Origin of the sequence: Methylorubrum sp. Q1 (genome assembly GCF_004683995.1) — a bacterium.
In the GTDB taxonomy this organism is placed as follows: domain Bacteria; phylum Pseudomonadota; class Alphaproteobacteria; order Rhizobiales; family Beijerinckiaceae; genus Methylobacterium.
In genome coordinates this window covers 1-21,312 of sequence record NZ_SRHQ01000042.1, presented here as the reverse complement: position 1 = coordinate 21,312, position 21,312 = coordinate 1, and the positions used below count along the sequence as shown (strand labels likewise).

Genomic DNA, 21,312 nt, shown 5'->3' with positions numbered 1-21,312 from the left:
GTGCGTTCGCCAGAGGTGCCCCACTCGCCCACCAGCCAGACCTCCTCGCCCGGCAGATGGCGGTTGTTGCCCCAGATCGGAGCGGGTGAGACCGAGGAAACTCGAGCGCCGGTTTTGCCGAGCGCGCGGCTTAGATGGCTCCGCCCACTCCCTCTGATCCCATCATGAGGCGGCACGCGCCGACCTCGGAGAGAAGCAAGAACTCCGCAGGACCGTTCACGCACTGGATAGGGATGAGCACGCAGGGGAGTTGACCGATGAACCCCGAATAGAGAACAAGTTTCCCCGAGCCGCCTCCTGCAGGATCAGCTTGTCCAGCGTCAGGTCGGCAATCGCCTTGCGCAGCCGCTGGTTCTCGATCTCCAAGTCCTTCATCCGCCGGACCTGATCCGTCTTCAGGCCGCCGAACTCCTTGCGCCAACGGTCGTACGTCACCTCGGTCACACCGAGGGCGCGGATCACGTCGGCCACGCTCTGGCCCTGCGCAATCAGCACGTCCGCCTGCCGCAGCTTGGCGACCACATCCTCCGGCTTGTGCCTCGTCGTTCCCATCTATCCGTCCTCGTCCTGGCCCGCAGGCCATACCTCAGGGCGGACCACTTCAATGGGGCGGATCACTTGCGAAATATACAAATTGCGGTTTTCAGTTATTATAATTATTCATCTAAAATTTCCGATACAACACTTTCGCAATTTTGGGGAAAAACTACGCTGAAATCATGATTTACATAAGTAGATCCTGGAGGCAAGTATAGTAACGTGGTATTTTCGGGCATCCTCCAATCCATTACTGCAGTTTGAAGAATATCCAAGTATATATTGCAGATTTCCTTATCATTTAAAAATGGAATATCGCTATGTATCAAGGTCACTGATTTGGTTTTCACCCAGCTAAGATCTCTGAGTGAATCAAGAAGTGCATCCCAGTTAAACCCAAAGTAATCAGGGAGCAATCCAGTTGATAGAAAAAACTTATACAAACTTTCTTCATCTTTTAATTTAGATGGGACGAAATATAAAGACTCATTACCATCATTTTCGACCATGTGATCTCTATTATATATAAATAATCTGCTCATGACCCCTCCTTTTTATGGACTCAGCCGAATGAATGTCGTGTAATGATCGGGCGTATAGAACAGTTCTCTACCATTTCCTGAAACAATGCGCTGAGGACCAGCGCCATTAAGGCCAGGTGTAGGATGTACCCACTCTGTGTAATATCCAGACGGATCCGGCGAGCCCGCAGTCGCGGCGAGACCTTTCCGAGTGTGAGGGCACTCTTCATGCCTTGCGCGAGAATGAGTGCGACCGCGGCCCGACTGGAGGAGAGGCTGACCGTCGTCACGCGCGCCCAGGGTATCCAACTCGGACGTACCGAGGGTGCGAACCTCGATCTGATGCCATTCCTCACCCAAACCGATCGGGACATCCTCCGCCAAGCGTTCGACAGCGGACGGCTGCCGCTCGACGACCAGCGGCTCGTACATCTCCGGCCATACATGTCGTTCGACGCATCCTACTACCGGTTCGCCGGAAGGGTTCATGGACGCGAGGGCGGAGTGACTTTGGAGAGACAGCTCATGGCCGAGCTCTCCGTGACGCGCCCTCATGTTCGAGCGATCAGTGGTACGTGGCTCAGACACGAGCATACGGATTTCTGTGAGTGGTAAGGTTCGTTCCACTCACGAACAGCTTTCCATCCATCCTCCCTGGCGTGGCTCTTTTCGTAAGCCGGTAACTCGGGCTCTGGCTTCGGGGGTTTAGATCTGTCTTGGATGGTTATTATGTAAATAAAACGAACGTTTTTCTGACAAGCCGCAGTGGCGCCGCGTCGTGTAAATGTCAGCGCTGATTGGCACCGCCTGTCAGCGGTAAATGGCACTCGGCGCGGCCGGGTTTGGTGGAAAGTCGCTGTAGGTGGATATCGTCAAACGGCACCGAAGTCAGTTATACGGAACGAATGCGAAGCTTCCGCAGCAGCCGTCGGGCTAATTCTCGTTCATATTCAGAAATGAAAACCGAACTCTCGGCAGCAGCCAAGCAACGGACCGCAGCCTGCACGTCGCGCTGTACTTCCCGCCCTCTCAAATAACATTTCGCCATGTCAAGCTGCGAGCTTCCGTCTCCGGTATTCGAGACGCGCTGGAACCAGCGGAACATCGTTCGCCAGTCCTTTCGCTCGCGATAAAGGATCGCGATGTTTAATCCTGCCACGACGTTTCGCTCCTTACGCCAAGCGCGCTGATATAACCGCATCGCCGTAGCCTTATCGGCCTCGACGCCTGTGCCAGTGTCGAACAGGTAGGCCAACCGACAGAGACATTCGACATTGCCGAGAGCGGCACCTCGCTCGAAAGCCTTGAGGGCGTGTGCGAGATTGCCCGCCTCTTCAGCGGCATCGCCGATCCGGAAGAGGGCACTTGTGTCTATCATCAAGCCGCCTTCGCCGGTGTGACCGGCTGCCGCCCGAGTGTCCGATACACGGTCCCCTTGCGGACAGGTTGATTGCACGGCGGCGGCATCAATCATGGAATGACGACTCAGGATGGAGATCCGTCATTGGGCTGCATCCTGAAACCGACATTCAGCTCCGCGCACTTTTCAGTCATTGAGAGCCTCCTGATTATTTGGTGAAAGCCGACCAGCCCAGACGGATCACCGAAAGCGTCATCGTACGATCACAACCTCGGATCCACAGGCTCGGACTCGAGCGCCAAGACACCAAACACACATTCGTGGACGCGCCGGAGAGGCTCACGCGCGATGAAACGGTCGAGGGCTTCCAGGCCAAGTGCGAACTCCCGAAAAGCCATCGAGCGTTTGGCACCGAGGCCGCGTTGGCGGAGCCGGTGGAGATGGTTCGGGCTGTCGTAGTCCGGGCCGTAGATGATGCGCAGGTATTCGCGGCCCCGGCATTTGATCGCGGGCTGCGTCACCCCGCGCCGGCCCCGTGCCAGGAACGCGCCCGGCTTCACGACCATCCCCTCGCTGCCTTCGGCCGTCAGGTCGAGCCACCAACGGATGCCGCGCTCGACATCCGCCTCGCTGTCGAGGTCGATGGGGAGCACGCGGGTGGCCTTGAAGAGCGGGTCGGCCTCGGCCAGCCGGACAAGCTGCCCCATGTGCCAGGAATGTGGCTTGTCGCTGTGGACCTGTTTCTCGCTGGCCAAGAGATGGAAGGGCGCGATCTTCAGGTCGTCGATGCTGGTCACGGGCCAGGCGTAGCGACGCACGACAGAGGCATAGGCCTCCGCGCTGGCGAGGCGGCCGGCCGTTTTCTCAGCCAGAGCGTCCAGCGGGAGACCTGCGCTGGCGGCACGCTGGAGCGCATCCCGAGCCGCACCGAGCCCAATCCGCGCGGCCGCGCCGGTCGGACCGTATTGCGAGGCAATGAGCGCCTGCGCCTTGGCCGACCACGGCATGATCTCGGCATCGAGCAGCATCCAATCCGACCCGAGCTCATCGAACACTCGGCTGACGGCCAGCGCATCGCGCGTCCGCGCAAGAACCGCGTCGCGCTGTGCCGGATCGTGGAAGAAGGCCCGGCCCGAGCGGGTATAGACGGCCCCGATCTCGCCGCTCGTCACCCCGAAGCGGGCACGCGCGGCATCCGCGTCACGGCAAACGACCATGAGGGCGCGCGACCCCATGTGCTTTTCCTGGGCGACGACCTCGCGGATGCCCTCGCGGCGGTAAAAGTCGAAAGCCTCGCGGGGATGCTCCAGGAAGCCATCCTCCGTCGAGGTCTCGGAGGGCGACATGGTCGGCGGCAGGTAGATCAGCCACTTCGGGTCGATGGCGAAGCGGCTCATCACCTCCAGCGCCGCCGCCGTGTTCTCCTCGCGGATCGTGACGGAGGGCTGGAGCCGGGTCGTGATGATCCGCTTGCCCGACACGTCGGCGAGGTCGAGGAGATCGTCCAGCTCGGCCTGTTGGCTGATCGCTCCGGGCGCCGGGGCGCCGGAGGCGAGCGGTCGCGCCGGCTCGGAATAGACCCGCGCCGCCGGGACGGAGACGATCTCCATCTCGGGGTAGCGCAAGGCCGTGAGCCCCCCGCCGAACACGCAGCCCGTGTCGATGCAGAGCGTGTTGTTGAGCCAAGCTGCCTCGACCACGGGCGTGTGGCCGTAGACGACCTTCGTGCTTCCGCGATACTCGGCTGCCCAGTTCTGTCGGACGGGCAGACCGAACACGTCGGTCTCGCCCGTCGTCTCGCCGAACAGGCAGAAGCCCCGGATCGTGCCGGAGGCGCGGCCCTGCATTTCTTCCTTGATGCCGGCATGGGCGACCGCGAGCCGGCCGCCATCCAGCAGATAATGGCTGACGAGGCCGCCGATGAAGCCCTTCGCCCGTGCCCGGAAGGCGTCGCCCTGCCGGGCGAGGTCGTCGATGGTGGCTTGAAGCCCGTGCGCGACCTTCACGTCGCGGCCGTCCAGCCATTTCTCGACCTTGGCCTCGTGGTTGCCGAGGACGCAGAGGGCGACGCCGCCTTCGATCATGTCCATGGCGAGGCGCAGGCTGTCCGCCACGCGCGGTCCGCGATCCACGAGGTCGCCGACGAAGACGGCCTTGCGGCCGACCGGGGCGGTGACCTGATAGCGCGGCTCGCCAGCCTCCTCGCGGCGCTCGATCCCGTACCCGAGCCGGGCCAGCAGGGCCTCCAGTTCGTCGGCGCAGCCATGCACGTCGCCGATGATGTCGAACGGGCCGGTCTCGTCGCGGCGGTCCGTCCACAGGCGCTGGCGGCTCACCGCGGCGCCGTCGATCTCGTCGGCCGACTTCAGATGGTGGACCTGCCTGAAGCCCTCGCGCGCCAGCCCGCGCAGCCCGCGACGGAGCGCCGACATCTGGTTGCGGACGACATGGGGCCCGAACGCACGGTCCGGCCTATCGGCATTGCGGCTGCGGCAGACATCCTCGCCGGGATCGAGCACGATGGCGACCGAGAGCGCATGGAAACGGCGCGCGACCTCGACGAGCTTCTTGCGATCCTCCGGCCGCACGTTGGTGGCATCGACGACCACGAGGCGGCGGCCTTTGAGGCGCAGCTCCAGGATGGTCTGGAGCAATGCGAAGGCGTCCGGTGTGGCCGCCTGGTCGTTCTCGTCGTCGGCGACGAGGCCGCGACAGGTGTCCGACGAGACGACCTCGGTCGGCCGGAAGTGGCGGCGCGCGAAGCTGGATTTCCCCGAACCCGATGCCCCGATGAGGACGATCATCGAGAACTCGGGAACGGCGATCTGCCGTCCCGCCATGGGGGCCGTCGCGTCGCTCATCGCGCGAACACCGCGAGTTGTCCGGGCGCACCGAATTCCGGATGCTCGTCTCCGACCCCTTCGAAGCGGACGCCGTAATCATGCTCCGCGGCGACGCGCTGCGCCCAGTCCCGGAATTCCCGACGGCCCCATTCGAAGCGATGGTCGGGATGCCGGAACGATCCGGCGGCCAACCCCTCGAACAGCACGTTGTGATCGCGGTTCGGCGTGGTGACGATCACGGTCGCGGGACGCGCATCCCCGAACAACGCGCGTTCGAGATGCGGAAGCCGATCCGGCTCGAAATGCTCGATCACTTCGACCAGGGCAGCGGCCTCGAAGCCGCGCAGGCGCGTGTCGCGATAGATGAGCGAGCCCTGCAGGAGCATCAGCTTACGCTTCTGTACCGCCGGCAGGTCGGCGAACCGAGCGTCGGCACGGGCCAGTTCCTGGCTGGACACCTCGACCCCGACGATATCCGCGATGGCCGGATTACGTATGAGGCGCGCGATCAGCTTGCCGTCGCCGCAGCCGAGATCGAGCACCCGCTCGGCCCCCGTCTGCGCGATCAGCTCGGCCACGCGGTCCAGCCGCCGCTCGTGCAGACGAAGCGGACGCTCGATGACGGTCTCGGCCACGTCGCCCCGCGAAGGATCGAGCTGCCCTTCCGGTCCCGCCTCGTCCGGGACGAGTTGGGCCAGCGCCGCCTTGATCAGGTAACCCCGCCGCTTGAGATAGCGGGCCGTGATGAGGTCGCGCTCGGGATGGGCTGCGAGCCAGCCCTCTCCCCGCGCCAGCAGCTTCTGCAGTTCGTCCTCACCGACGAAATAGTGCTTCCGGTCGTCGAGAACCGGCATCAGCACGTAGAGATGCGTCAGGAGGTCGGAGAGGCGCGCGGTGCCGGACAGCCGAAGCGTCACATAGGGAGCCTCACCCCAATCCGGCCTCTCCGGATCGAGACGATGCCGCGTGACGGCGACGTCGTAACCGAGGGGTTCGAACAGCCGTCCCACGAGTTCCGTCGCCCCGCGCACCGGGAGCGGCGTGACCTCCGCCACGAGCGGGATCGCCCGGTCGGCAAGAGCCTGTCGCTCACGGCTCCGGCCCGCCATGGCCTCGCGGATACCACGTGCGATCGCGACACTCAGGAACGACGAGGCCGCATAGGGGCGGTCGTTCACATACTGGTCCAGCAATCCGTCGCCCTTGCCTTGGCGGCCTCGGACCAGAGCGATGGGATCGATGTCGAGCGTGATCGCGAACTCGCAGCGCTGCGCGGTCGACTCAGGATAGAACATCACGGCCTGCCCGAAGCCGAGGTCGATTTCATGCACGCGCTCTGGGTTCTTGTGCAGGAGGAATCCGAGGTCGGTCGCAGGCTGGTGCGATGTGGCGATGGAGAGGAACACGGGACACTCGCAAGGAAAACGGTTGGTTGTGTAGCGCGTCGCTCTTCGACCTGCGAGAGGGGGCTATCCTGGATGGCTGATTGACCTTGCCCCCTGGGTTGCCCTCGTTCTGAAGCTAGCTGTTCAGTCCCCTTGTGTGGTGGTACGCCTGAGACCGCATTGAGGGACGCGCTATGGGACAGGTTCTCCACGGCAGCGCCACGACGACTGAGGCGATCCGTCGGGCAATCCAAGCTCGTCAAGAGAGCGTGAGAGCCGCCGCCAAGCGCTACGGCATCAGCCCGACCACCGCGCAGAAGTGGCGCGGCCGGGAGACGTCAGCGGACGCGCGCATGGGACCGAAGGAAGCGCGCTCCACCGTCCTGCGTCCGGAGGAGGAAGCCATGGTCGTCGCCTTCCGGCGGCATACCCTTCTTCCGTTGGACGACTGCCTTTATGCGCTCCAGCCCACCCTTCCGCACCTGACCCGCTCGTCGCTGCACCGCTGCCTTCAACGCCATGGCATCAGCCGGCTGCCCGACGTGGACGGCGACAAACCCAAGCGTTCGCGCTTCACCGCCCGCGTAAGTTCACCGATGCCGACCTAGAGGCAGGCCGCGCGATGCTCGCCGCCGGCACCATCCCGGTGGCCGAGATCGCCAAGCGCCTCGGCGTCAGCCGCAAGACCTTCTACCTCTACTTCCCGCAGGCGCGGGCGCGCAGCCAGGCGCGGGCGGAGGGCTGACGCGATGCCGATCCGCCCGGAGAACCGCTTTTTCTACCCGATCGACTGGGCGCAGCTGTCGGACGTGATCCGCTTCGGGCGGGCGAAGGGCTGCTGCGAGGGCTGCGGCCGGCCCCATGGGCAGCTGTTGTTTCACTTGGGATATGGCCGCTGTTGGGACGCGGCGGCACAGACCTGGCGCAGTGGCACGGGGCGCCCGCTCAAGCTGGTGCCGCTGGAATGCATGCCCGCCGGCACGGTGATCGAGACCACACGCGTCTATCTGGCCTGCGCCCACCTCGACCACGATCCGGGCAACAACGACCCCAAGAATCTGAAAGCGTTATGCCAGCGCTGCCACATCCTGCACGACCGGACCGAGCACCTGCGCCAGCGCTGGGTCACCTACCGGCATCGGAAGGCGTTGGGGGATCTGTTTCTAGGGCCATACCCGTTCCGATATACACCTTAGCAAACGCCATGTATCGGAATGTGATATAATTACTACAGACAGTATTGGTTCAAATTAGATATTCTTCCACTCCCTAGACGATCGTTATTATGGGCTTCAAGATGCAATGGGTAGATGGGCTAGCACGGAACGTCCGTGTTGCGCTTGTCGCGGCGACGACAGGTATGTTTGCCGGGTGCTCTATCCAGCCATTGCCTGAAGATGTTACAGCCCTGGACACCAAATCGATCGTTAGGAAAATCAATTGCGAAGCGCAGGACAGTCTAAAATACCAAGTCAAAAAGCTTATTTTGGGCGATCGGACAGCTCCACAGCGTTTGAAAGATCTATGGATTAGAAACCTTTACGAAGATGTCGGCCGATTTTCCAAGTTGAAAGATGATCACAGGTTTGAGGATAGAACGAGGTTGCTTTTAGAAAAATACAGTAAATATCTCCTTTATCTCGATTGCACATTTATAATTTATGAAGAGAACAAAAATTCTACGGATATAAATCTCGCGGACGGAATCGTTCTGAGTCAAACATCGTTTAACATAAAAACTAGTAATGATAGAAAGCGCCAGAATACCAGCAATTTCAGGGTCAGGAAGACATTTCAGCAGGTGATTTCTAGCCCTGGCTGCGGTCAATTTTCAACATTGCCTGATCCTATCTATCCAATCACCGGTGAGATTGGAATGTCCGAAGCTATCGATGATTTTCTTGAGCTGAATGAATATGATTCGCTGTCAGCAAATCCGGGAAAAGATAAAATTCAGCTATTTTCAAGGACTTTGCAGTTCACGACGCTAAATTCTGGAACGGCGGGGCCAAAGATTACCTTGAGTTCGTTGGGAAAAGCGATGCAGTTGGCAAATGCTGGTTTAATATCGACCTCCACGCGATCCGACGTTCACGAAGTTTTAATCGGTATGGCACTGCCGTCTGAAGATCCAAAAGACCCAGCCTATATTGCAAGTCGTTTGATTGTTCCGGGGGGTGGATTTCCCCCAGCGACTGAAGTAATACGCAGTAGAAATCTGGATATCTATATGGACGAGCAGCAACGTCGTAACATTTTGTTGGACCTTGGGTCGCAAAGGGCTGCTGCGTTGGGGGGCTTTTGACTCACAATAGCTGATCCAGCAAGAATACCAGCGAGTGGGTACTTCAAGCGGCCTGACGGGGAAACGGTCCAGAAAAAGTTTGCTTCAGCGGTATGCTAAGCAGGCCTCGTTACAAGAACTCCCACGACCGAATCCCTCGCTGCTATCTAAGCGTCTCGTCTATCAGGCCTGAGGCATGAAGTGTCCCTCCTTGTAGGAGGAGCGTGTAGACCTATCATATATATGATAATGTTTTTTATCACCTATAGGAATAGCGCATCCGATGACCGACGAGGAACGTAAGAAGCTCAGCCGTCTCCATGAGCTGCAGGGCCAGTGGCAAGACGAGCTTAACAGGTTGACTGACCACATGGGCAATTTGGCCGGTGCTCCTATCAGCATCCCACAGGAGCGGTGGGATCGCCTCTTTGCGGCGGAAGAAGCGGTGCGTGGGGCGATGCAGCGGATGGGCAATGAGCTTGAGCAGGCTGCTCGCGCCGCTGGGCTGAAAGTGTGAACCAGCTCGCCACCCTCGGTAGCTTCCCCGCCCCTGCCCTCGTGGCAGCGGCGGGCGACCGCGCCGCCTACCGCTTCCTTGAATTCTTCACGGCGCAGATCAGGAACCCCAACACCCGCCGCGCCTACGTCAAGGCGGTGGGCGAGTTCTGCGCTTGGCTGGAACGGCACGGCCTGCTCTCGATCGCCGCCGTCAGCTCAATCCATATCGCCGCCTACGTCGAGGAACTGGGGCGCAGCCACAGCGCCCCCACGGTCAAGCAGCGCTTGGCCGCGATCCGGATGATGTTCGACTGGCTGGCGACCGGCGGTGTGCTGCCGTTCAACCCGGCCAGCGCCGTGCGGGGGCCGAAGCATGTCGTCAAACGGGGCAAGACGCCCGTGCTCGCGCCGGACGAGGCCCGCGCGATCCTCGATGCCATCGACGTGAGCACGCCCATCGGTCTGCGCGACCGGGCACTGATCGGGCTGATGGTCTACACCTTCGCCCGGATCGGCGCGGCCACCGCCATGCGGGTCGAGGACGTGTACGTGCAGAACCGCCGCCTGTGGGTTCGGCTGCACGAGAAGGGCGGCAAGGCGGTGGACCTGCCCTGTCACCACAACCTGGAAACCTACCTGCACGCCTACCTGGACGGGACCGGCATCGCCGGCGACGGCGATGGGCCGCTGTTTAGGACGATCCGGCGCGGGACTGCCGAACTGACCCGGACCGCCCTCCCCGCCGCCAACGCCTATGCGATGGTACAGCGGCGGGCGAAGGCGGCCGACATCGCCACCCGGATCGGCAACCATACCTTCCGGGCCACCGGCATCACCGCCTACCTCAGAAACGGCGGCACGCTCGAACGCGCCGCCGCCATCGCCAACCACGCCTCGACCCGGACCACGCAACTCTACGACCGGCGCTCCGACGAGGTGAACCTGGACGAGATCGAGCGCATCCTGATTTGATGCAATGCTCCAGACCCCCCCGCACCGAATGCTAAGCGAGTCAATCTCAGTGAGCGCCAAAAGTTGGTCGCATTGAGATCAAAATTTTTGCCGTTCGTTCGCTTCGGGATCTTTGTGTATTTAAGTTTGACATGCCAATATATTCAGTCGCTACCCAATACAAATATTCGGAAATTTCTTCTTCACCAGCATGCTCATCCATAAGCATAACATAGGCCTTGCTGACGTATACGTCATACTCGTCATCTGGGCAGTCTGTCGGGCCATCTTGAAAAAGACCTATAGGATCCCATTCGCGAAGAAATAGATCGCGAACACGTGCGCGGTTCTCTCTGGACTAATATTTATCTCGACCATTGGACATGGCTGAACTCCTCGCATTTAACCTCCTCCAGGGGGCAGGACAGCGGACCACTTGCGCTCAGCGCGGATCGGTTTGCTCTGTCAAGGTCGTCAGCTAATTGCGAGCGGTAGCCAGTTCCCGCTCCAGAAGCTCCGTTGCACGCTCAAACGTTTCACCGAGGCCCCAACCATTGGCATCCGCGATGCGCGTAAACGCCTCAATTGTCTCAGCCTTCGTCTTAATATTGAACTGGACATTACGGCCTGTTCTACGTCTTCTGAGAGGCGCAGTAGACTCTTCCGGAAGAGCCGCTGCCTTGATCGGCTCGCGGCTCCGGAAGCCTGCGGCCTCCGCCGCCTTCTTCGCCTCCTCCGGTTTCGGCTTGTCGTTCGCTGCCCGCTTCGGCTTGGCGAAGGCGGCCGGGTCGAAATTTTCAAGCTCGTCGCCGAAACCGAGCGGTGCGCGTTCCTTTGTGCTCATCACGCTGCCTGCCTTTCAGCGGCAATCGCCTTGAGACGAGCCACGACCTCGCCGGTGAACTCTCGGGCGTTTTGGATTGCCTTGTCGAGGTTGCTGACCTGCGCGCGGTCAAGACCGCCCAGCGTGCCGCCATAGTCGAAGAGATCGCGGTAGGCCGCGCGCTCGACGATCGGCGTCGCGAAGATGTCGATCCCCCCTGCCCTCAACTGCTCGGCCACGTTCCGAAGCGCGCGCGACGTGATCGCCGCACCGGTGCGCGTCAGGACCACCGCATGGGCGATCTTGCGGCGGGACATCTTCTCCTGGTTCCGGATCAGCCGGAGCATCTTGGCCCCACCCTTGGCGTCCATGCTCGATCCCTGGATTGGGATCACCACGAGGTCCGCCATGCCGATTGCGTTCGACACCATGAGGGACGCCGTGCCCTCAAGATCGACGATCACAAACTGCGCTTCCTCTTCCGCGGCCTCGATCGCATCGACGACGCTCTCCTCAGTCACGTCGGCTACGATGCGGATGCCGTCCGGCTTGCCCGGCAGCTTCGCCCATTGTGAGATCCACCGCTCCGGATCGGCGTCGATTACGATGACGGCGGCTCCTTTCGCGGCCAGCTCGGTCGCGAGCAGCAGCGCCGTAGTGGTCTTTCCGGCTCCCCCCTTGGGGTTGGCGAAGGCAATGACAGGCATGGCCAATTCCTCGGTCGGGCAAGCGTGGCGGAGCGAATTAATATCTGAAAGGATAACAGATAGCTAACGGCTACCGTTGAGATAGCACATAGCTATCGACTAGCAGTAAGATACTAGATAGCTAATTAGTAGCTACCAGTTAGCTATCTAGTAACTGAACGTGAGTGGGATGTTTTCAGCTCGAGGCCCCAATGCGGAAATAAGAATATTTGTGAAAAATTCATATTCCTGTTACGCTTGGAGTAGGAGGTGCCCCATGGCGACGATGACGATTTCCCTGCCCGATCCCATGAAGGAATGGATCGAGGCCCAGATCCGGCAGGGCGACTATGCCAGCACGAGCGACTATGTGCGCGACCTCGTGCGCCGCGACCGCGAGCGCCGGGCCCACCCCGAACTGACGATCGACGATCTCCGCCGCATCGTGGACGACTCCCGCGCCAGTGGCATCAGCCGCCGCAGCGTTCCTGACATCTTGGCCGAGGCCAAGGAGATTGCGAGCGCTCGGGGCGCGTCGCGTGGGTAGCTACCAGCTCACTGTCCGCGCCGACGCCGACATCCTCGACGTGTTCCTCTACGGTCTCACCGAATTTGGGATGGCCCAGGCCGAGCACTATCAGGGCATTCTGGAGCACGCCTTTCAGCTCCTGGCCGATAATCCTCGCATGGGTCGGGCTGCGGCGACGATCGGGGCAGGGGTCCGGCGCCACGAATGCGGCGCGCACGTCATCCTCTACGAAGAGGCACCGGACGGCGTCCTGATCCTAGCAGTCGTCCACGGCAGGAGCGTCCGGCGGCTTTCGCTGTGATGGATACCGTATAGCTATCTAGTAGCTACCAAATACGGTTGCGCATCTCTGGCGTCTCTCCATGCCGGGCTGCGTCAGGCGGCATGGGAAGGGGCAGGGCCAAGGGCCCGGTGCCGATGCCGCAGAGACCCTGCGCTTTTGCACCCTCGCCGCAAACCGGATGCTTAGACATCGAGTCTGATAGGCATGGGTCGGCAATGTCTCATTAACTTCCGGCCCAGGCAGGCTCGGCGGTTGACCGAATCTCCCCGAGCCGCCACGGTCGACGTTTCGGCGTTCTCGACGCCGTCAGGAGCGAAACCGACGCGGTAGAAGCCTGAAAAAGCAACGGCCCCGAAGGCGCCAACCTTCGAGGCCGTGGACCGATCACATAGGGACCGGCGGGGTCAAGTTTCAATCCCGACAGTCTCATGAGCGCCCCAGGGCGTCAAGCGAAAGCGCCAACTTTCGCGAGCGGTCTCGCTTTGCCTGGATGCCCACACGCCCGCCAAGGCGCGTGAGCCCTGCCGCGCGCCTTGCAGAGGTGCGGGACCGATGTTTGCCGAGGAGATCCGCCGTCAGGCGATGAGCGCGCCGCGCGTCGCGTTGCCGGACGTGACGGCCGCTTTGTGGAAGGCCTTTGCCGCGGGCGCGGTGAGCGAGGCGACGGCGGAGGAGCTGTCCGGCCTGATCGAGGCCAGGATGGCGCTGCCGGTCACGCGCGCCGCGGCCGAGGGACCGGAGCCGCTCAAGGCGGCACCACCGCGCCATGTCGGCTCCCGGCCGCGCACGGATGCCAGCCTCGAGCGCCGCCGCCGCTGGGCGGCCTCGGGGCGGCTGCCGCCGGCCCTGGCCGCGCGCTTCAGCCTGGCCGAGCAGGCGGTGCTGGCGCTGGTGGCGGCCGAGAGCGTGCGGCGCAAGGACTGCCGGCTGGCGATCGGCAACCTGGCGGCCCTCGCCGGCGTGTCCGAGACCACGGTGCGCAATGCCATCCGCGAGGCGGTGCGGCTCGGGCTCCTCACGGTGGAGGAGCGGCGCATCACCGGCTGGCGCAACGACACCAACGTGGTGCGCATCGTCTCGGCCGAGTGGACGGCCTGGCTCCGGCTCACCCGCAAGCGGAAGGAGGAGGCGCCGGCCCCGGTGTCCGAGGGGGGAGGGTGCAAATCCGCGAAGGGCACGGCTACTGAAGTTCTCTCCCTGTGGATTCCAAGACCAAAACAACCGTCGCAAGGGCTGCCGAGGGGCAGCGGGCGACCTTCGACACAGAGGGCGATCCGGAATCGGCGCGGGCGGTAGAGCCGTCGCGGCCATGCGTGAGCAACATGCGCGCGAGCGCCGGCGTCCGCTTTGCCGAACGGCCGGCCTCGCGCGGAGTGGCCGGTTTCAGGCCAGCGCGATCACCCGGTTCTCGTCGAAGGCGAGGTTGGCGAAGCCGGCTCCGGCCGGGTTGCAGAGGAGGCGCGTGCCGCCGGGCCGGGTCAGGTCGAGGCTGTGATGAACGTGCCCGTGCACCCACAGGGCGGCGCGGCCGGAATCGGTCAGTGCCGACAGGTCGGAAGCCGAGTTGCCGGCGTTCCAGGTGCCGCGCTGTGCAGGCGCGATGCAGTCCGGATGCGGGGCGTGGTGGGTGACCGCGACCAGGGGCTGAGTGCCGTCATGCGCGTCCATTGCCGCGCTCAGCGCGGCCCGGGCCCGGCGGTGCAGGGCGGCGGCGTCACCGATGGTGATGAGGTGGCTGCCGCCGTGCGCGTCGTGGGCGATGTCGATCGGCTCGCCGGTCGGCGTGGCGGGATCGAGCTCGCCGGCAAGCCGGTAGTCGCTCCACAGGGTGGTGCCGATGAAGCGGCATCCGGCCAGGCTGGCAGAACCGCCGTCGAGCAGGGTGATGCCGTCCCGGGCCGCGAGCACGGGTGCCAGGGCGAGATCCTCGTCGACGATGCCGTTCCAGTGCTCGTGGTTGCCCATCACGAACACCACCGGCTTGTCGCCGGCGAGCCGGCGCAGCACCGCGAAGCCGCGGCCGGGATCGCCCTCCCAGATGTCGCCGGCCGCCACCAGCACGTCGAAGCCTGGCGGGTCGGGGCGGAAGTTGTCCGGATAGGGCAGGCTCTCGAGGTGGAGGTCGGACAGGATCCAGAGCTTGGCCAAGGGGCCTCCCAGGCGATGCGGTGCGGTCCGGGGCGCTATGAAGCGTCCCTACCCTTAGGGAGCCGAATCCATTGGGGCCGACCCGATTGATCACCGGCGCCGGGCTGTCGGCGTTTCCGCTGATTGGGTGCGATCCGGGTAAGCTTGACCGTTCGTGGTCCTGCCCCAGATGCCAGCGTGGCCCTGGTGTTCGCGCCGGGGAGTACCGGCGAGGCGAAGGGTTCTTTCAGCCCCCACGCCCTTCGTCTCGTCGGACCAAAGCTTCCGGTCGAGAGCCGGAAGAATGGCCCTCTACCGTAGCGGCATGGCGTGGACGGGTGATCCCAGGTTGCCGCGCCGGCACCGGGCTTGCCGCGGGTCGGCCGGCGTGCTCGGACACCGGTATGATCAAGTCCGAACTGATCCTGCGCATCGCCGAGCAGAACCCGCACCTGTACGCCCGCGACGTGGAGGTGGTGGTGAACACGATCCTCGACACGATCACCGCGGCGCTGGAGCGTGGCGACTGGGTCGAGCTGCGCGGCTGCGGGGTGTTCTCGGTCAAGCATCGGCAGGCACGACAGGGCTGCAACCTGCGCAGCGGTGCGGCCGTGTCGGTCGAGGCGAAGACGGCTCCGGTGTTCCGGTCGGGCAAGGAAATGCGTCTCAGGCTCCAGGGCGAGACCGGAGGCGTCGCTGCACGAGCGCCCCATCGCGAGCCGCGTCAGGCGGCCTCGCCGGCCTCACCCGAAGGCTGAGAGATCGCCGCCGGCTCGCTGCGAACGGAGGCCGCTTCCGGGATCGTCTCCGAGCCGATCAGATCGGCGAACAGCGCCTTGTCGGCCTCGCGGGTGAGGAAGCCCGGCAGCTCACGGCGAAGCCAGTCGGTGAGGCGCTGGGTGAAGGCGGGATCGTGACCCGCCTCCAGGCGCTGAAGAACGAGGGCGCCGAGCAGGACCTTGCGACGGGTGTCGATGGCACGGTCCTGCTTGGACTGGCGCGCCTTGAGAGCGGCACGTTGCGCATCGAGCTGGGCGAGGCGCTGTTCGATCGTCTTGCGGGCCACGGGGTCTCCGTTCGGTCGGTTGCGGGATCGCGTTCGTGACGGCCCTGGAACGTCACGGTCGCACGATGCGGATCTCGTCGAAACCCTCCTCGCGGGAGGGCGGCTCGAAGCGCTCGAACACAGTACGCAAGCTGGCTTCCGGCACGGCCTTGTCGTGCGATCGGGCCGCGTTCCGGTTCAGGGCTACGACGAGCGGTACGTCGATCCAGACGGCCGACACGCGGGCACCATGCTGCCGTGCCGCCTCGATGATGGGCCGACGGTGTCGGCGGCCCGGTAGGGCCGCATCGAAGAGGATCGCGGCCGGCCGCTCCCCCGCCGTCGTGCGGGTCCAGGTACTCTTGCCCGAACCCTGCACCCCGCACACGACGATGACGTCCGCGGGCGAAACGGCCGCGGCGAGCGCAGCATCGAGTACGGCGAAGGCGGTGGCCCAAGCCTGGAGATTGCGCTCCGGGGTCCAGAGGCGTCCGGCGGCCGTTTCGAGGAAATGGTCGGGGTCGATGATCATACGGCGGTTCGAGGCCGTCAGGTTCCCGCCCTGGCACGGCGCTGGATGCCTTCGAGCAGGAAAGCGACGAGCAGCGGCAAACCGCGATGCTCGACCCCGAACTTCCGCCGCGCGTCGACGGCGTTTTCCATGTCCTGCCACTCGCCCATCAGTTAGGCCTCGGCGCCCGCATCTGAGGCGAAGATGGAGAGATCGATGTCGTGACCGATCTTGGTCTTCAGGAACGAGAAGATCGTCCCGGCCTGGATGGCCTCACGCACCTCCCCGATCGCGAGCGTATCGTAGCGTCCGCTGTCGATCGCCCCGTTCAGAGTGAAGACGATGAAGGTCAGGATCGAGAGCCGCACCGGGTTCTCCTGGCATGAGCTTGGCGGCGGAGAATAGCCGAGCTCGATCCGAAATCAACCAGGGGTTCGGTCCGGCGCGGAGCGCCACACCTGATGGACGAGGGAGCGCAGCGAAGGAGACCAGAAGGGCGCACTTGCGAGTTGCTGTGCAACTCAGGGCGGTGCTACGGTCAAGCTCGTGGAGGCGCGGTCGTTTGGCGATCTACCATCTCAGCATGAAGCAGGTCTCGCGTGCCTCTGGCCGCTCGGCTGTAGCGTCGGCAGCCTACCGCAGTGCCGAGCGGCTGGAGAACCGGCGCGACGGACAGGTGCACGACTACACCGGCCGGCACGGGGTCACGCATACCGAGATCGTGCTGCCGGAGGACGCGCAGGCCGAATGGGCCAAGGACCGCTCGGCCCTGTGGAACGCGGCCGAGGCGGCGGAGAAGCGCAAGGATGCTCGCGTGGCGCGGGAATACGAGATCGCGCTGCCACATGAGCTGTCGCCCGAGGCGCGTGTCGCGCTGGCACTCGAGTTCGCCGGGGCGGTCGCGGATCGCTACGGCGTGGCGGTGGATGTGGCGATCCACACGCCGCACGGCGAGACCGACGCCCGCAACCATCACGCCCACCTTCTCGCGACGACACGGCGGGTCACGACGGAGGGCTTGGGCGCGAAGGCCGATTGCGAACTGGAGAACCGTGCATTGGCGGCACAGGGCCTGCCGAGCACGACGGTGCAACTGGTGGAGCTGCGCCGGAGCTGGGAGCAGATGGCAAACGCGCATCTAGCACGGGCGGGACACGACCTGCGGATCGACGGTCGCAGCTACGCCGAACGCGGCCTGGAGATCGTACCGACGCAGCACATGGGGGTGCATGCGACCCGGATGGAACGGCGCGGGCGGGAGGTCACACGCGGCCGGCTCGATGCGGAGGCGGCGGAGCGCAACGCGGCGGCGATCCGCGCGCGGCCAGATACGGTGCTCGCGCTCATCACCGAGGAGAGAAGCGTGTTCGACCGGCGGGACATCGCGCGGACGCTGCACCGGTATCTCGACGGCGACGCGCAGACGTTCCGGAACGCGTTCGCCGCGGTGATGGCCTCGCCCGCGCTGGTGGAACTCCAGCCGGAGCGCACGGACCCGGGCACGGGCGAGGTGCAGCCGGCGCGGTATGCGACGCGCGAGATGGTGGCGCTGGAAACCGGCATGGCGGAGGCGGCCGAGCGAATGCACGCGGCGCGGCGGCACGGCGCCGATCGGCGGCATGTCGAGGGCGCGATGGCGCGGCAGGATGCGGCGATCCGGGCGAGCACGGGGGAGGCCACCGCCGGGCTGTCGCCGGAGCAGCGCCGGGCGATCGGACACGTCACCGGACCGGAGGGGATCGCGGCGGTGGTCGGGTTCGCCGGGGCCGGCAAGAGCACGATGCTGGCCGCAGCGCGGGAGGCGTGGGAGCGCCAAGGCTACCGGGTGTACGGGGCGGCCCTGTCGGGCAAGGCGTCGGAGGGGTTGGAGGAGAGTTCCTGCATCGCCAGCCGCACGCTGGCCTCGTGGTCGCTCGGCTGGGACAACGGGCACGGGCGGCTCGGCCGGGGCGATGTTCTGGTGATCGACGAGGCCGGGATGGTGGGCTCGCGCCAGCTGGCGCGGTTCGTGGCCGAGGCGGAGCGGGCGGGCGCGAAGCTGGTGCTGGTGGGCGACCACGAGCAGCTTCAGGCGATCGGGGCGGGGGCGCCGTTCCGGGCGATCGCCGAGCGGATCGGGCACGCGGAGCTGTCGGACATCCGCCGGCAGCGGGAGAGCTGGCAGCGGACGGCGTCGGTGGCGTTCGCCACGCACCGCACGGACGAGGGTCTGGCCGCATACCGCGCGCACGGCGCGATCGTGTTCGCGGCGAATGGCGAGGCGGCACGCGGGGCGGTGGTGCGCGACTACCTCGCGGACCGGGAGGCGCGGCCGGAGGGGACGCGGGTCGCGATGGCGCACCGCCGGGCGGACGTGCGGGGTCTCAACGCCGAGATCCGCGGCGCGCTCCAGGAGCGGGGTGCGCTGGCCCGGGGCGAGGAGGCCGGGGAGCGGACGTACCGGACCAACGACGGCGCGCGGGCGTTCGCGCCCGGCGACCGGATCGTGTTCCTGGAGAACAGCCGGACGCTCGGGGTGAAGAACGGGATGCTCGGCACGGTGGAGCGAGCCGAGGACGGGCGACTGACGGCCCGGCTCGATGGCGCCGGCCGGGACGGGGAAGAGCGCCGGGTGAGCGTACCGGTGGCCGACTACCCGGCGATCGACCACGGCTACGCGACGACGATCCACAAGACGCAAGGGGCGACGGTGGACCGGGCGTTCGTGCTGGCGTCGGGCACGATGGACCGGCACCTGACCTACGTGGCGATGACCCGACACCGGGACGCGGCGCAGCTGTACGCGTCGGCGGAGGAGTTTGAGGGCTTGGCCGCCGGTGAGGGTGGGCGGACCCACAGCCAAGCCGAGGGGGGGGCGTCGCCGGCTTATCGTGGACTGGAGGCGCGGCTGTCGCGCTCGGGGGCGAAAGCGACGACGCTGGATTACCCGGAGATGGACGCGGCGGGGCCGGACGCCGAGGGAGCGATGCAGGGCTTCGCCGAGCGGCGGGGGATCGCGGCGATGCTCGGCATCCGGAGCGGGATTGCAGTCCGCAGGGAGCCAGGGGCGGAGCCCAGCGCCGCGCGGGGGCGGACCCTGGAGCCCTTCGGGGTGCCGTCCGATCCGGAGACCGTGCACGACCGGGGCGCGGCGGGTGCGACCCGGCAGCCCCGGCGCGGCCTGTTCGCGGGGCTGAAGCTCGGGCGCGGCACGCCCACCGGGCAACCCGCGTCCGGGCACGGTGCGCCGGTCGAGCCGGAGGGGCAGAGGCTCGCCCCCCGCAAGCGGGGGATGTTCGACGGGTTGAAGCGCGATGCCGGCCGCCGGGCTGCCTCGGAGCGGGTGGAGGCACGGCGGCCGGCCGCGGCTGCGGAGCGCGAGCGTCTGGCGGCGCGCCTGCGGCCGCTGTCGGCGTTCGAGGCGGCGCTCGACCGCTACGCCCGCGCCAGCGGCAGCGCCGAGCGGCACAGGCGCGAGGGCCTGCCGGTGCTGGAGGCGCAGACGCGCGAGCTGGCGGCGGCGGGGGAAGCGCTGGACGCAGTGCGGCCGGGATCGCACGCCTTGCTGCGCTCGGCGCTGATGCACGATCCGGAGACGGCGGGGGCGATGGCGGGGCTCGCTGGCCCGGAGCGGGCGGAGCGGCTCGCGGCCGGGCTGGAGCGGGAGCGCGTGGCGCTGGCCGACCCGTCCGTGCGGGCGGAGCGCTTCGTGCAGCGTTGGCAGGATCTGCAGGGGCGGCGCGCGGCGCTGCAGGGCTGGCAGCACCGTGAGGCCCGGGCCGAGGTCGAGGGTGAGATCCGGGCGATGGGCGAGACGCTGGAGCGTGATCCGGAGGTGACGGCGGTGCTGAGTCCGCGTCGGCGGGAACTCGGGCTCGCGCTGTCGGTGCAGGAGCGGCAACGCGCGCTGGCGCGCAGCCGCGGCCAGGGGCTCGGCTTGGGGTTGTGAGAGAGGACGGTATGCGAAACGACGACGATCGCGGCGGCGGCCGGAACCCGGACCCGGAGTTCACGGATGCCGACGCGGCGGGCGACGAGGCGAGCGCGGCCTTCGCGGCGCTGCGGGCGACGGTGGAGGGGCTGGCAACCGATCTCGGCGGGGAGATGAGTGTGATCCGCCGCGGGGTGGAGGCGGCCTTCGACCGGTTCGAGCGGCAGGGCGCGGTGGTCGATTACGGGACCGACCTCGCCCGGCTGACCCAGGGGCTCGCGACGGTGGGCGAGCGGCTGCGGGCGGTGGAACAGTCGCCGCTGCTGCGCCACAGCGCGGAGCACTACGCCCGGGTGATGGAGAGCCGCGCCGAAGGGCTCGTGCAGATGGCCGTGCAGGGGTTGGAGCGGCAGACAAAGGACATGGAGCGTGTGCGGGGCCAGCTCGCGGCGCATGTCGAGGGCGTGCGGGAGCGGCGGCGGCAGAACCTGTGGCTCGGCGGTGTCGGTGGGGCGACCTTCCTGGCCGGGGTCCTGGCGGTGTTGTTCCTGCCGCGGGTGCTGCCGGGCCCGGTTGAGATGAGCGTCGCCGCCACCGTGCTGAGTTCCGACCGCTGGCGGGCCGGAGCGGCGCTGATGCAGTCGGGCAGCGCGGGGGGGTGGCAGGCGATCGTGGACGCATCCAGCTTGGTCAAGGCGAACCGGGAAGTGTTGTCGGGGTGCCGGGAGGCGGCAGCGAAGGCCGGCAAGGAGCAGCGCTGCACGATCAATGTGCCGGTGCAGTAGTTTCACACTCGGTTGGAATGCGGTGAGCGGGTCCTGAGGTTGTAGCCGGAGAGGCTCTCAGCTTCTCGCGGTCACCGCTCTTTCCAAGCCTTGGCGATCTGATCGGTGAGCGGCTTGGTGAGATAGGACAGGACGGAGCGTTCGCCGATCTGGGTAAAGGACTCGACCGGCATGCCCGGCACCAGCCGCAGGCCCTTCAGCCGCTCCTTCTGGTCCTCGCGGATGCGGATGCGT

The 21,312-nt window shown here is 65.3% G+C and carries 21 protein-coding genes and 4 pseudogenes; 12 read left to right on the top strand and 13 right to left on the bottom strand.

Annotation, left to right across the window (positions count from 1 at the left end):
- Window positions 1-270 precede the first annotated feature (270 nt).
- From E4V01_RS24235 to E4V01_RS24210, 5 genes and pseudogenes are all read right to left on the bottom strand, one after another.
- Window positions 271-552, bottom strand: a pseudogene (locus E4V01_RS24235) (transposase); the annotation flags it as partial.
- Window positions 553-656: 104 nt separating this feature from the next.
- On the bottom strand, window positions 657-1,046 hold the full coding sequence (locus E4V01_RS24230) for a barstar family protein (RefSeq protein ID WP_193763295.1): 390 nt from the start codon (window positions 1,044-1,046) through the stop codon (window positions 657-659).
- Window positions 1,047-1,950: 904 nt separating this feature from the next.
- The gene (locus tag E4V01_RS24220; RefSeq protein WP_135300132.1) at window positions 1,951-2,532 is read right to left on the bottom strand and encodes a tetratricopeptide repeat protein; all 582 of its coding nucleotides are present in this window, start codon (window positions 2,530-2,532) and stop codon (window positions 1,951-1,953) included.
- Between the two features lie 149 nt (window positions 2,533-2,681).
- A complete protein-coding gene (locus E4V01_RS24215; RefSeq protein WP_245517687.1) occupies window positions 2,682-5,279 on the bottom strand; it encodes a polynucleotide kinase-phosphatase in 2,598 nt (865 codons plus the stop codon).
- Window positions 5,276-6,667 carry a 3' terminal RNA ribose 2'-O-methyltransferase Hen1 gene (locus E4V01_RS24210; RefSeq protein WP_135300131.1) on the bottom strand — a complete coding sequence of 464 codons (1,392 nt, stop codon included), beginning with the start codon at window positions 6,665-6,667 and terminating at the stop codon, window positions 5,276-5,278. Before E4V01_RS24210 ends, E4V01_RS24215 begins: the two co-directional genes overlap by 4 nt.
- A 173-nt stretch (window positions 6,668-6,840) precedes the next feature.
- Between E4V01_RS24210 and E4V01_RS24205 the strand changes: the two are divergent.
- The 6 genes and pseudogenes from E4V01_RS24205 to E4V01_RS24180 form a co-directional block, all read left to right on the top strand.
- Window positions 6,841-7,221 (top strand): annotated as a pseudogene (locus E4V01_RS24205) (hypothetical protein); the annotation flags it as partial.
- A gap of 2 nt (window positions 7,222-7,223) precedes the next feature.
- Window positions 7,224-7,391, top strand: a pseudogene (locus tag E4V01_RS24200) (helix-turn-helix domain-containing protein); the annotation flags it as partial.
- Window positions 7,392-7,395: 4 nt separating this feature from the next.
- On the top strand, window positions 7,396-7,842 hold the full coding sequence (locus tag E4V01_RS24195; RefSeq protein ID WP_135300130.1) for a hypothetical protein: 447 nt from the start codon (window positions 7,396-7,398) through the stop codon (window positions 7,840-7,842).
- A gap of 89 nt (window positions 7,843-7,931) precedes the next feature.
- Window positions 7,932-8,951, top strand: a complete 1,020-nt coding sequence (locus E4V01_RS24190) for a hypothetical protein (protein ID WP_135300129.1) — start codon at window positions 7,932-7,934, stop codon at window positions 8,949-8,951.
- A gap of 262 nt (window positions 8,952-9,213) precedes the next feature.
- Window positions 9,214-9,447: a hypothetical protein gene (locus E4V01_RS24185; RefSeq protein WP_135300128.1), complete on the top strand. Its 234-nt coding sequence runs from the start codon at window positions 9,214-9,216 to the stop codon at window positions 9,445-9,447.
- Window positions 9,444-10,400 (top strand): tyrosine-type recombinase/integrase, encoded by a 957-nt coding sequence (locus E4V01_RS24180; RefSeq protein ID WP_135300127.1) that lies wholly within the window; start codon window positions 9,444-9,446, stop codon window positions 10,398-10,400. The genes E4V01_RS24185 and E4V01_RS24180 overlap by 4 nt, the downstream gene beginning before the upstream one ends.
- Window positions 10,401-10,857: 457 nt before the next feature.
- On the opposite strand, the gene E4V01_RS24175 is transcribed toward E4V01_RS24180, so the two are convergent.
- Window positions 10,858-11,223, bottom strand: coding sequence for a stability/partitioning determinant (locus tag E4V01_RS24175; RefSeq protein ID WP_135300126.1), 366 nt, complete (start codon window positions 11,221-11,223; stop codon window positions 10,858-10,860).
- Window positions 11,223-11,909, bottom strand: a complete 687-nt coding sequence (locus E4V01_RS24170; protein ID WP_060772599.1) for a ParA family protein — start codon at window positions 11,907-11,909, stop codon at window positions 11,223-11,225. Before E4V01_RS24170 ends, E4V01_RS24175 begins: the two co-directional genes overlap by 1 nt.
- Window positions 11,910-12,165: 256 nt before the next feature.
- Here E4V01_RS24170 and E4V01_RS24165 point away from each other — a divergent pair, with 256 nt between their 5' ends.
- From E4V01_RS24165 to E4V01_RS24155, 3 genes are all read left to right on the top strand, one after another.
- Window positions 12,166-12,435, top strand: coding sequence for a type II toxin-antitoxin system ParD family antitoxin (locus E4V01_RS24165; protein ID WP_060772598.1), 270 nt, complete (start codon window positions 12,166-12,168; stop codon window positions 12,433-12,435).
- Window positions 12,428-12,718 carry a type II toxin-antitoxin system RelE/ParE family toxin gene (locus E4V01_RS24160; RefSeq protein WP_135300125.1) on the top strand — a complete coding sequence of 97 codons (291 nt, stop codon included), beginning with the start codon at window positions 12,428-12,430 and terminating at the stop codon, window positions 12,716-12,718. Before E4V01_RS24165 ends, E4V01_RS24160 begins: the two co-directional genes overlap by 8 nt.
- Before the next feature lie 564 nt (window positions 12,719-13,282).
- Window positions 13,283-13,996, top strand: a complete 714-nt coding sequence (locus E4V01_RS24155; protein ID WP_245517686.1) for a GntR family transcriptional regulator — start codon at window positions 13,283-13,285, stop codon at window positions 13,994-13,996.
- 87 nt (window positions 13,997-14,083) lie between these two features.
- Here E4V01_RS24155 and E4V01_RS24150 read toward each other — a convergent pair whose 3' ends face one another.
- The gene (locus tag E4V01_RS24150; protein ID WP_135300123.1) at window positions 14,084-14,848 is read right to left on the bottom strand and encodes a metallophosphoesterase; all 765 of its coding nucleotides are present in this window, start codon (window positions 14,846-14,848) and stop codon (window positions 14,084-14,086) included.
- A 383-nt stretch (window positions 14,849-15,231) separates the two neighbouring features.
- On the opposite strand from E4V01_RS24150, the gene E4V01_RS24145 reads away from it, so the two are divergent.
- On the top strand, window positions 15,232-15,585 hold the full coding sequence (locus E4V01_RS24145; protein ID WP_135300122.1) for an HU family DNA-binding protein: 354 nt from the start codon (window positions 15,232-15,234) through the stop codon (window positions 15,583-15,585).
- Here the strand turns inward: E4V01_RS24145 and E4V01_RS24140 are convergent.
- Genes E4V01_RS24140 through E4V01_RS24130 form a run of 4 tightly spaced genes read right to left on the bottom strand, consistent with a single transcriptional unit; the run spans window position 15,552 to window position 16,751 of the window.
- Window positions 15,552-15,893: a mobilization protein gene (locus E4V01_RS24140; RefSeq protein WP_135300121.1), complete on the bottom strand. Its 342-nt coding sequence runs from the start codon at window positions 15,891-15,893 to the stop codon at window positions 15,552-15,554. The two genes, E4V01_RS24145 and E4V01_RS24140, sit on opposite strands and share 34 nt — an antisense overlap.
- 52 nt (window positions 15,894-15,945) lie before the next feature.
- The gene (locus tag E4V01_RS24135; protein WP_060772608.1) at window positions 15,946-16,404 is read right to left on the bottom strand and encodes an AAA family ATPase; all 459 of its coding nucleotides are present in this window, start codon (window positions 16,402-16,404) and stop codon (window positions 15,946-15,948) included.
- Window positions 16,405-16,421: 17 nt separating this feature from the next.
- Window positions 16,422-16,553 (bottom strand): hypothetical protein, encoded by a 132-nt coding sequence (locus tag E4V01_RS26615; RefSeq protein WP_256371274.1) that lies wholly within the window; start codon window positions 16,551-16,553, stop codon window positions 16,422-16,424.
- A gap of 3 nt (window positions 16,554-16,556) precedes the next feature.
- On the bottom strand, window positions 16,557-16,751 hold the full coding sequence (locus tag E4V01_RS24130) for a hypothetical protein (protein WP_135300120.1): 195 nt from the start codon (window positions 16,749-16,751) through the stop codon (window positions 16,557-16,559).
- A gap of 194 nt (window positions 16,752-16,945) precedes the next feature.
- Between E4V01_RS24130 and traA the strand changes: the two genes are divergently transcribed.
- Both traA and E4V01_RS24120 read left to right on the top strand, forming a co-directional pair.
- The gene (traA, locus tag E4V01_RS24125; RefSeq protein ID WP_135300119.1) at window positions 16,946-20,311 is read left to right on the top strand and encodes a Ti-type conjugative transfer relaxase TraA; all 3,366 of its coding nucleotides are present in this window, start codon (window positions 16,946-16,948) and stop codon (window positions 20,309-20,311) included.
- 11 nt (window positions 20,312-20,322) lie between these two features.
- Window positions 20,323-21,078, top strand: a complete 756-nt coding sequence (locus E4V01_RS24120) for a DUF6118 family protein (RefSeq protein WP_135300118.1) — start codon at window positions 20,323-20,325, stop codon at window positions 21,076-21,078.
- Between the two features lie 71 nt (window positions 21,079-21,149).
- Here the strand turns inward: E4V01_RS24120 and E4V01_RS26410 are convergent.
- Window positions 21,150-21,312 (bottom strand): annotated as a pseudogene (locus E4V01_RS26410) (HlyD family type I secretion periplasmic adaptor subunit); the annotation flags it as partial.

Coding starts and splice junctions, on each gene's coding strand:
- E4V01_RS24185 (WP_135300128.1), top strand. CDS start 9,214: ATGACCGACGAGGAACGTAAGAAGCTCAGCCGTCTCCATGAGCTGCAG.
- E4V01_RS24120 (WP_135300118.1), top strand. CDS start 20,323: ATGCGAAACGACGACGATCGCGGCGGCGGCCGGAACCCGGACCCGGAG.
- E4V01_RS24165 (WP_060772598.1), top strand. CDS start 12,166: ATGGCGACGATGACGATTTCCCTGCCCGATCCCATGAAGGAATGGATC.
- E4V01_RS24175 (WP_135300126.1), bottom strand. CDS start 11,223: ATGAGCACAAAGGAACGCGCACCGCTCGGTTTCGGCGACGAGCTTGAA.
- E4V01_RS24230 (WP_193763295.1), bottom strand. CDS start 1,046: ATGGTCGAAAATGATGGTAATGAGTCTTTATATTTCGTCCCATCTAAA.
- E4V01_RS24155 (WP_245517686.1), top strand. CDS start 13,283: ATGAGCGCGCCGCGCGTCGCGTTGCCGGACGTGACGGCCGCTTTGTGG.
- E4V01_RS24215 (WP_245517687.1), bottom strand. CDS start 5,279: ATGAGCGACGCGACGGCCCCCATGGCGGGACGGCAGATCGCCGTTCCC.
- E4V01_RS24195 (WP_135300130.1), top strand. CDS start 7,396: ATGCCGATCCGCCCGGAGAACCGCTTTTTCTACCCGATCGACTGGGCG.
- E4V01_RS24220 (WP_135300132.1), bottom strand. CDS start 2,532: ATGATTGATGCCGCCGCCGTGCAATCAACCTGTCCGCAAGGGGACCGT.
- E4V01_RS24170 (WP_060772599.1), bottom strand. CDS start 11,909: ATGCCTGTCATTGCCTTCGCCAACCCCAAGGGGGGAGCCGGAAAGACC.
- E4V01_RS24145 (WP_135300122.1), top strand. CDS start 15,232: ATGATCAAGTCCGAACTGATCCTGCGCATCGCCGAGCAGAACCCGCAC.
- E4V01_RS24135 (WP_060772608.1), bottom strand. CDS start 16,404: ATGATCATCGACCCCGACCATTTCCTCGAAACGGCCGCCGGACGCCTC.
- E4V01_RS26615 (WP_256371274.1), bottom strand. CDS start 16,553: ATGGGCGAGTGGCAGGACATGGAAAACGCCGTCGACGCGCGGCGGAAG.
- E4V01_RS24190 (WP_135300129.1), top strand. CDS start 7,932: ATGGGCTTCAAGATGCAATGGGTAGATGGGCTAGCACGGAACGTCCGT.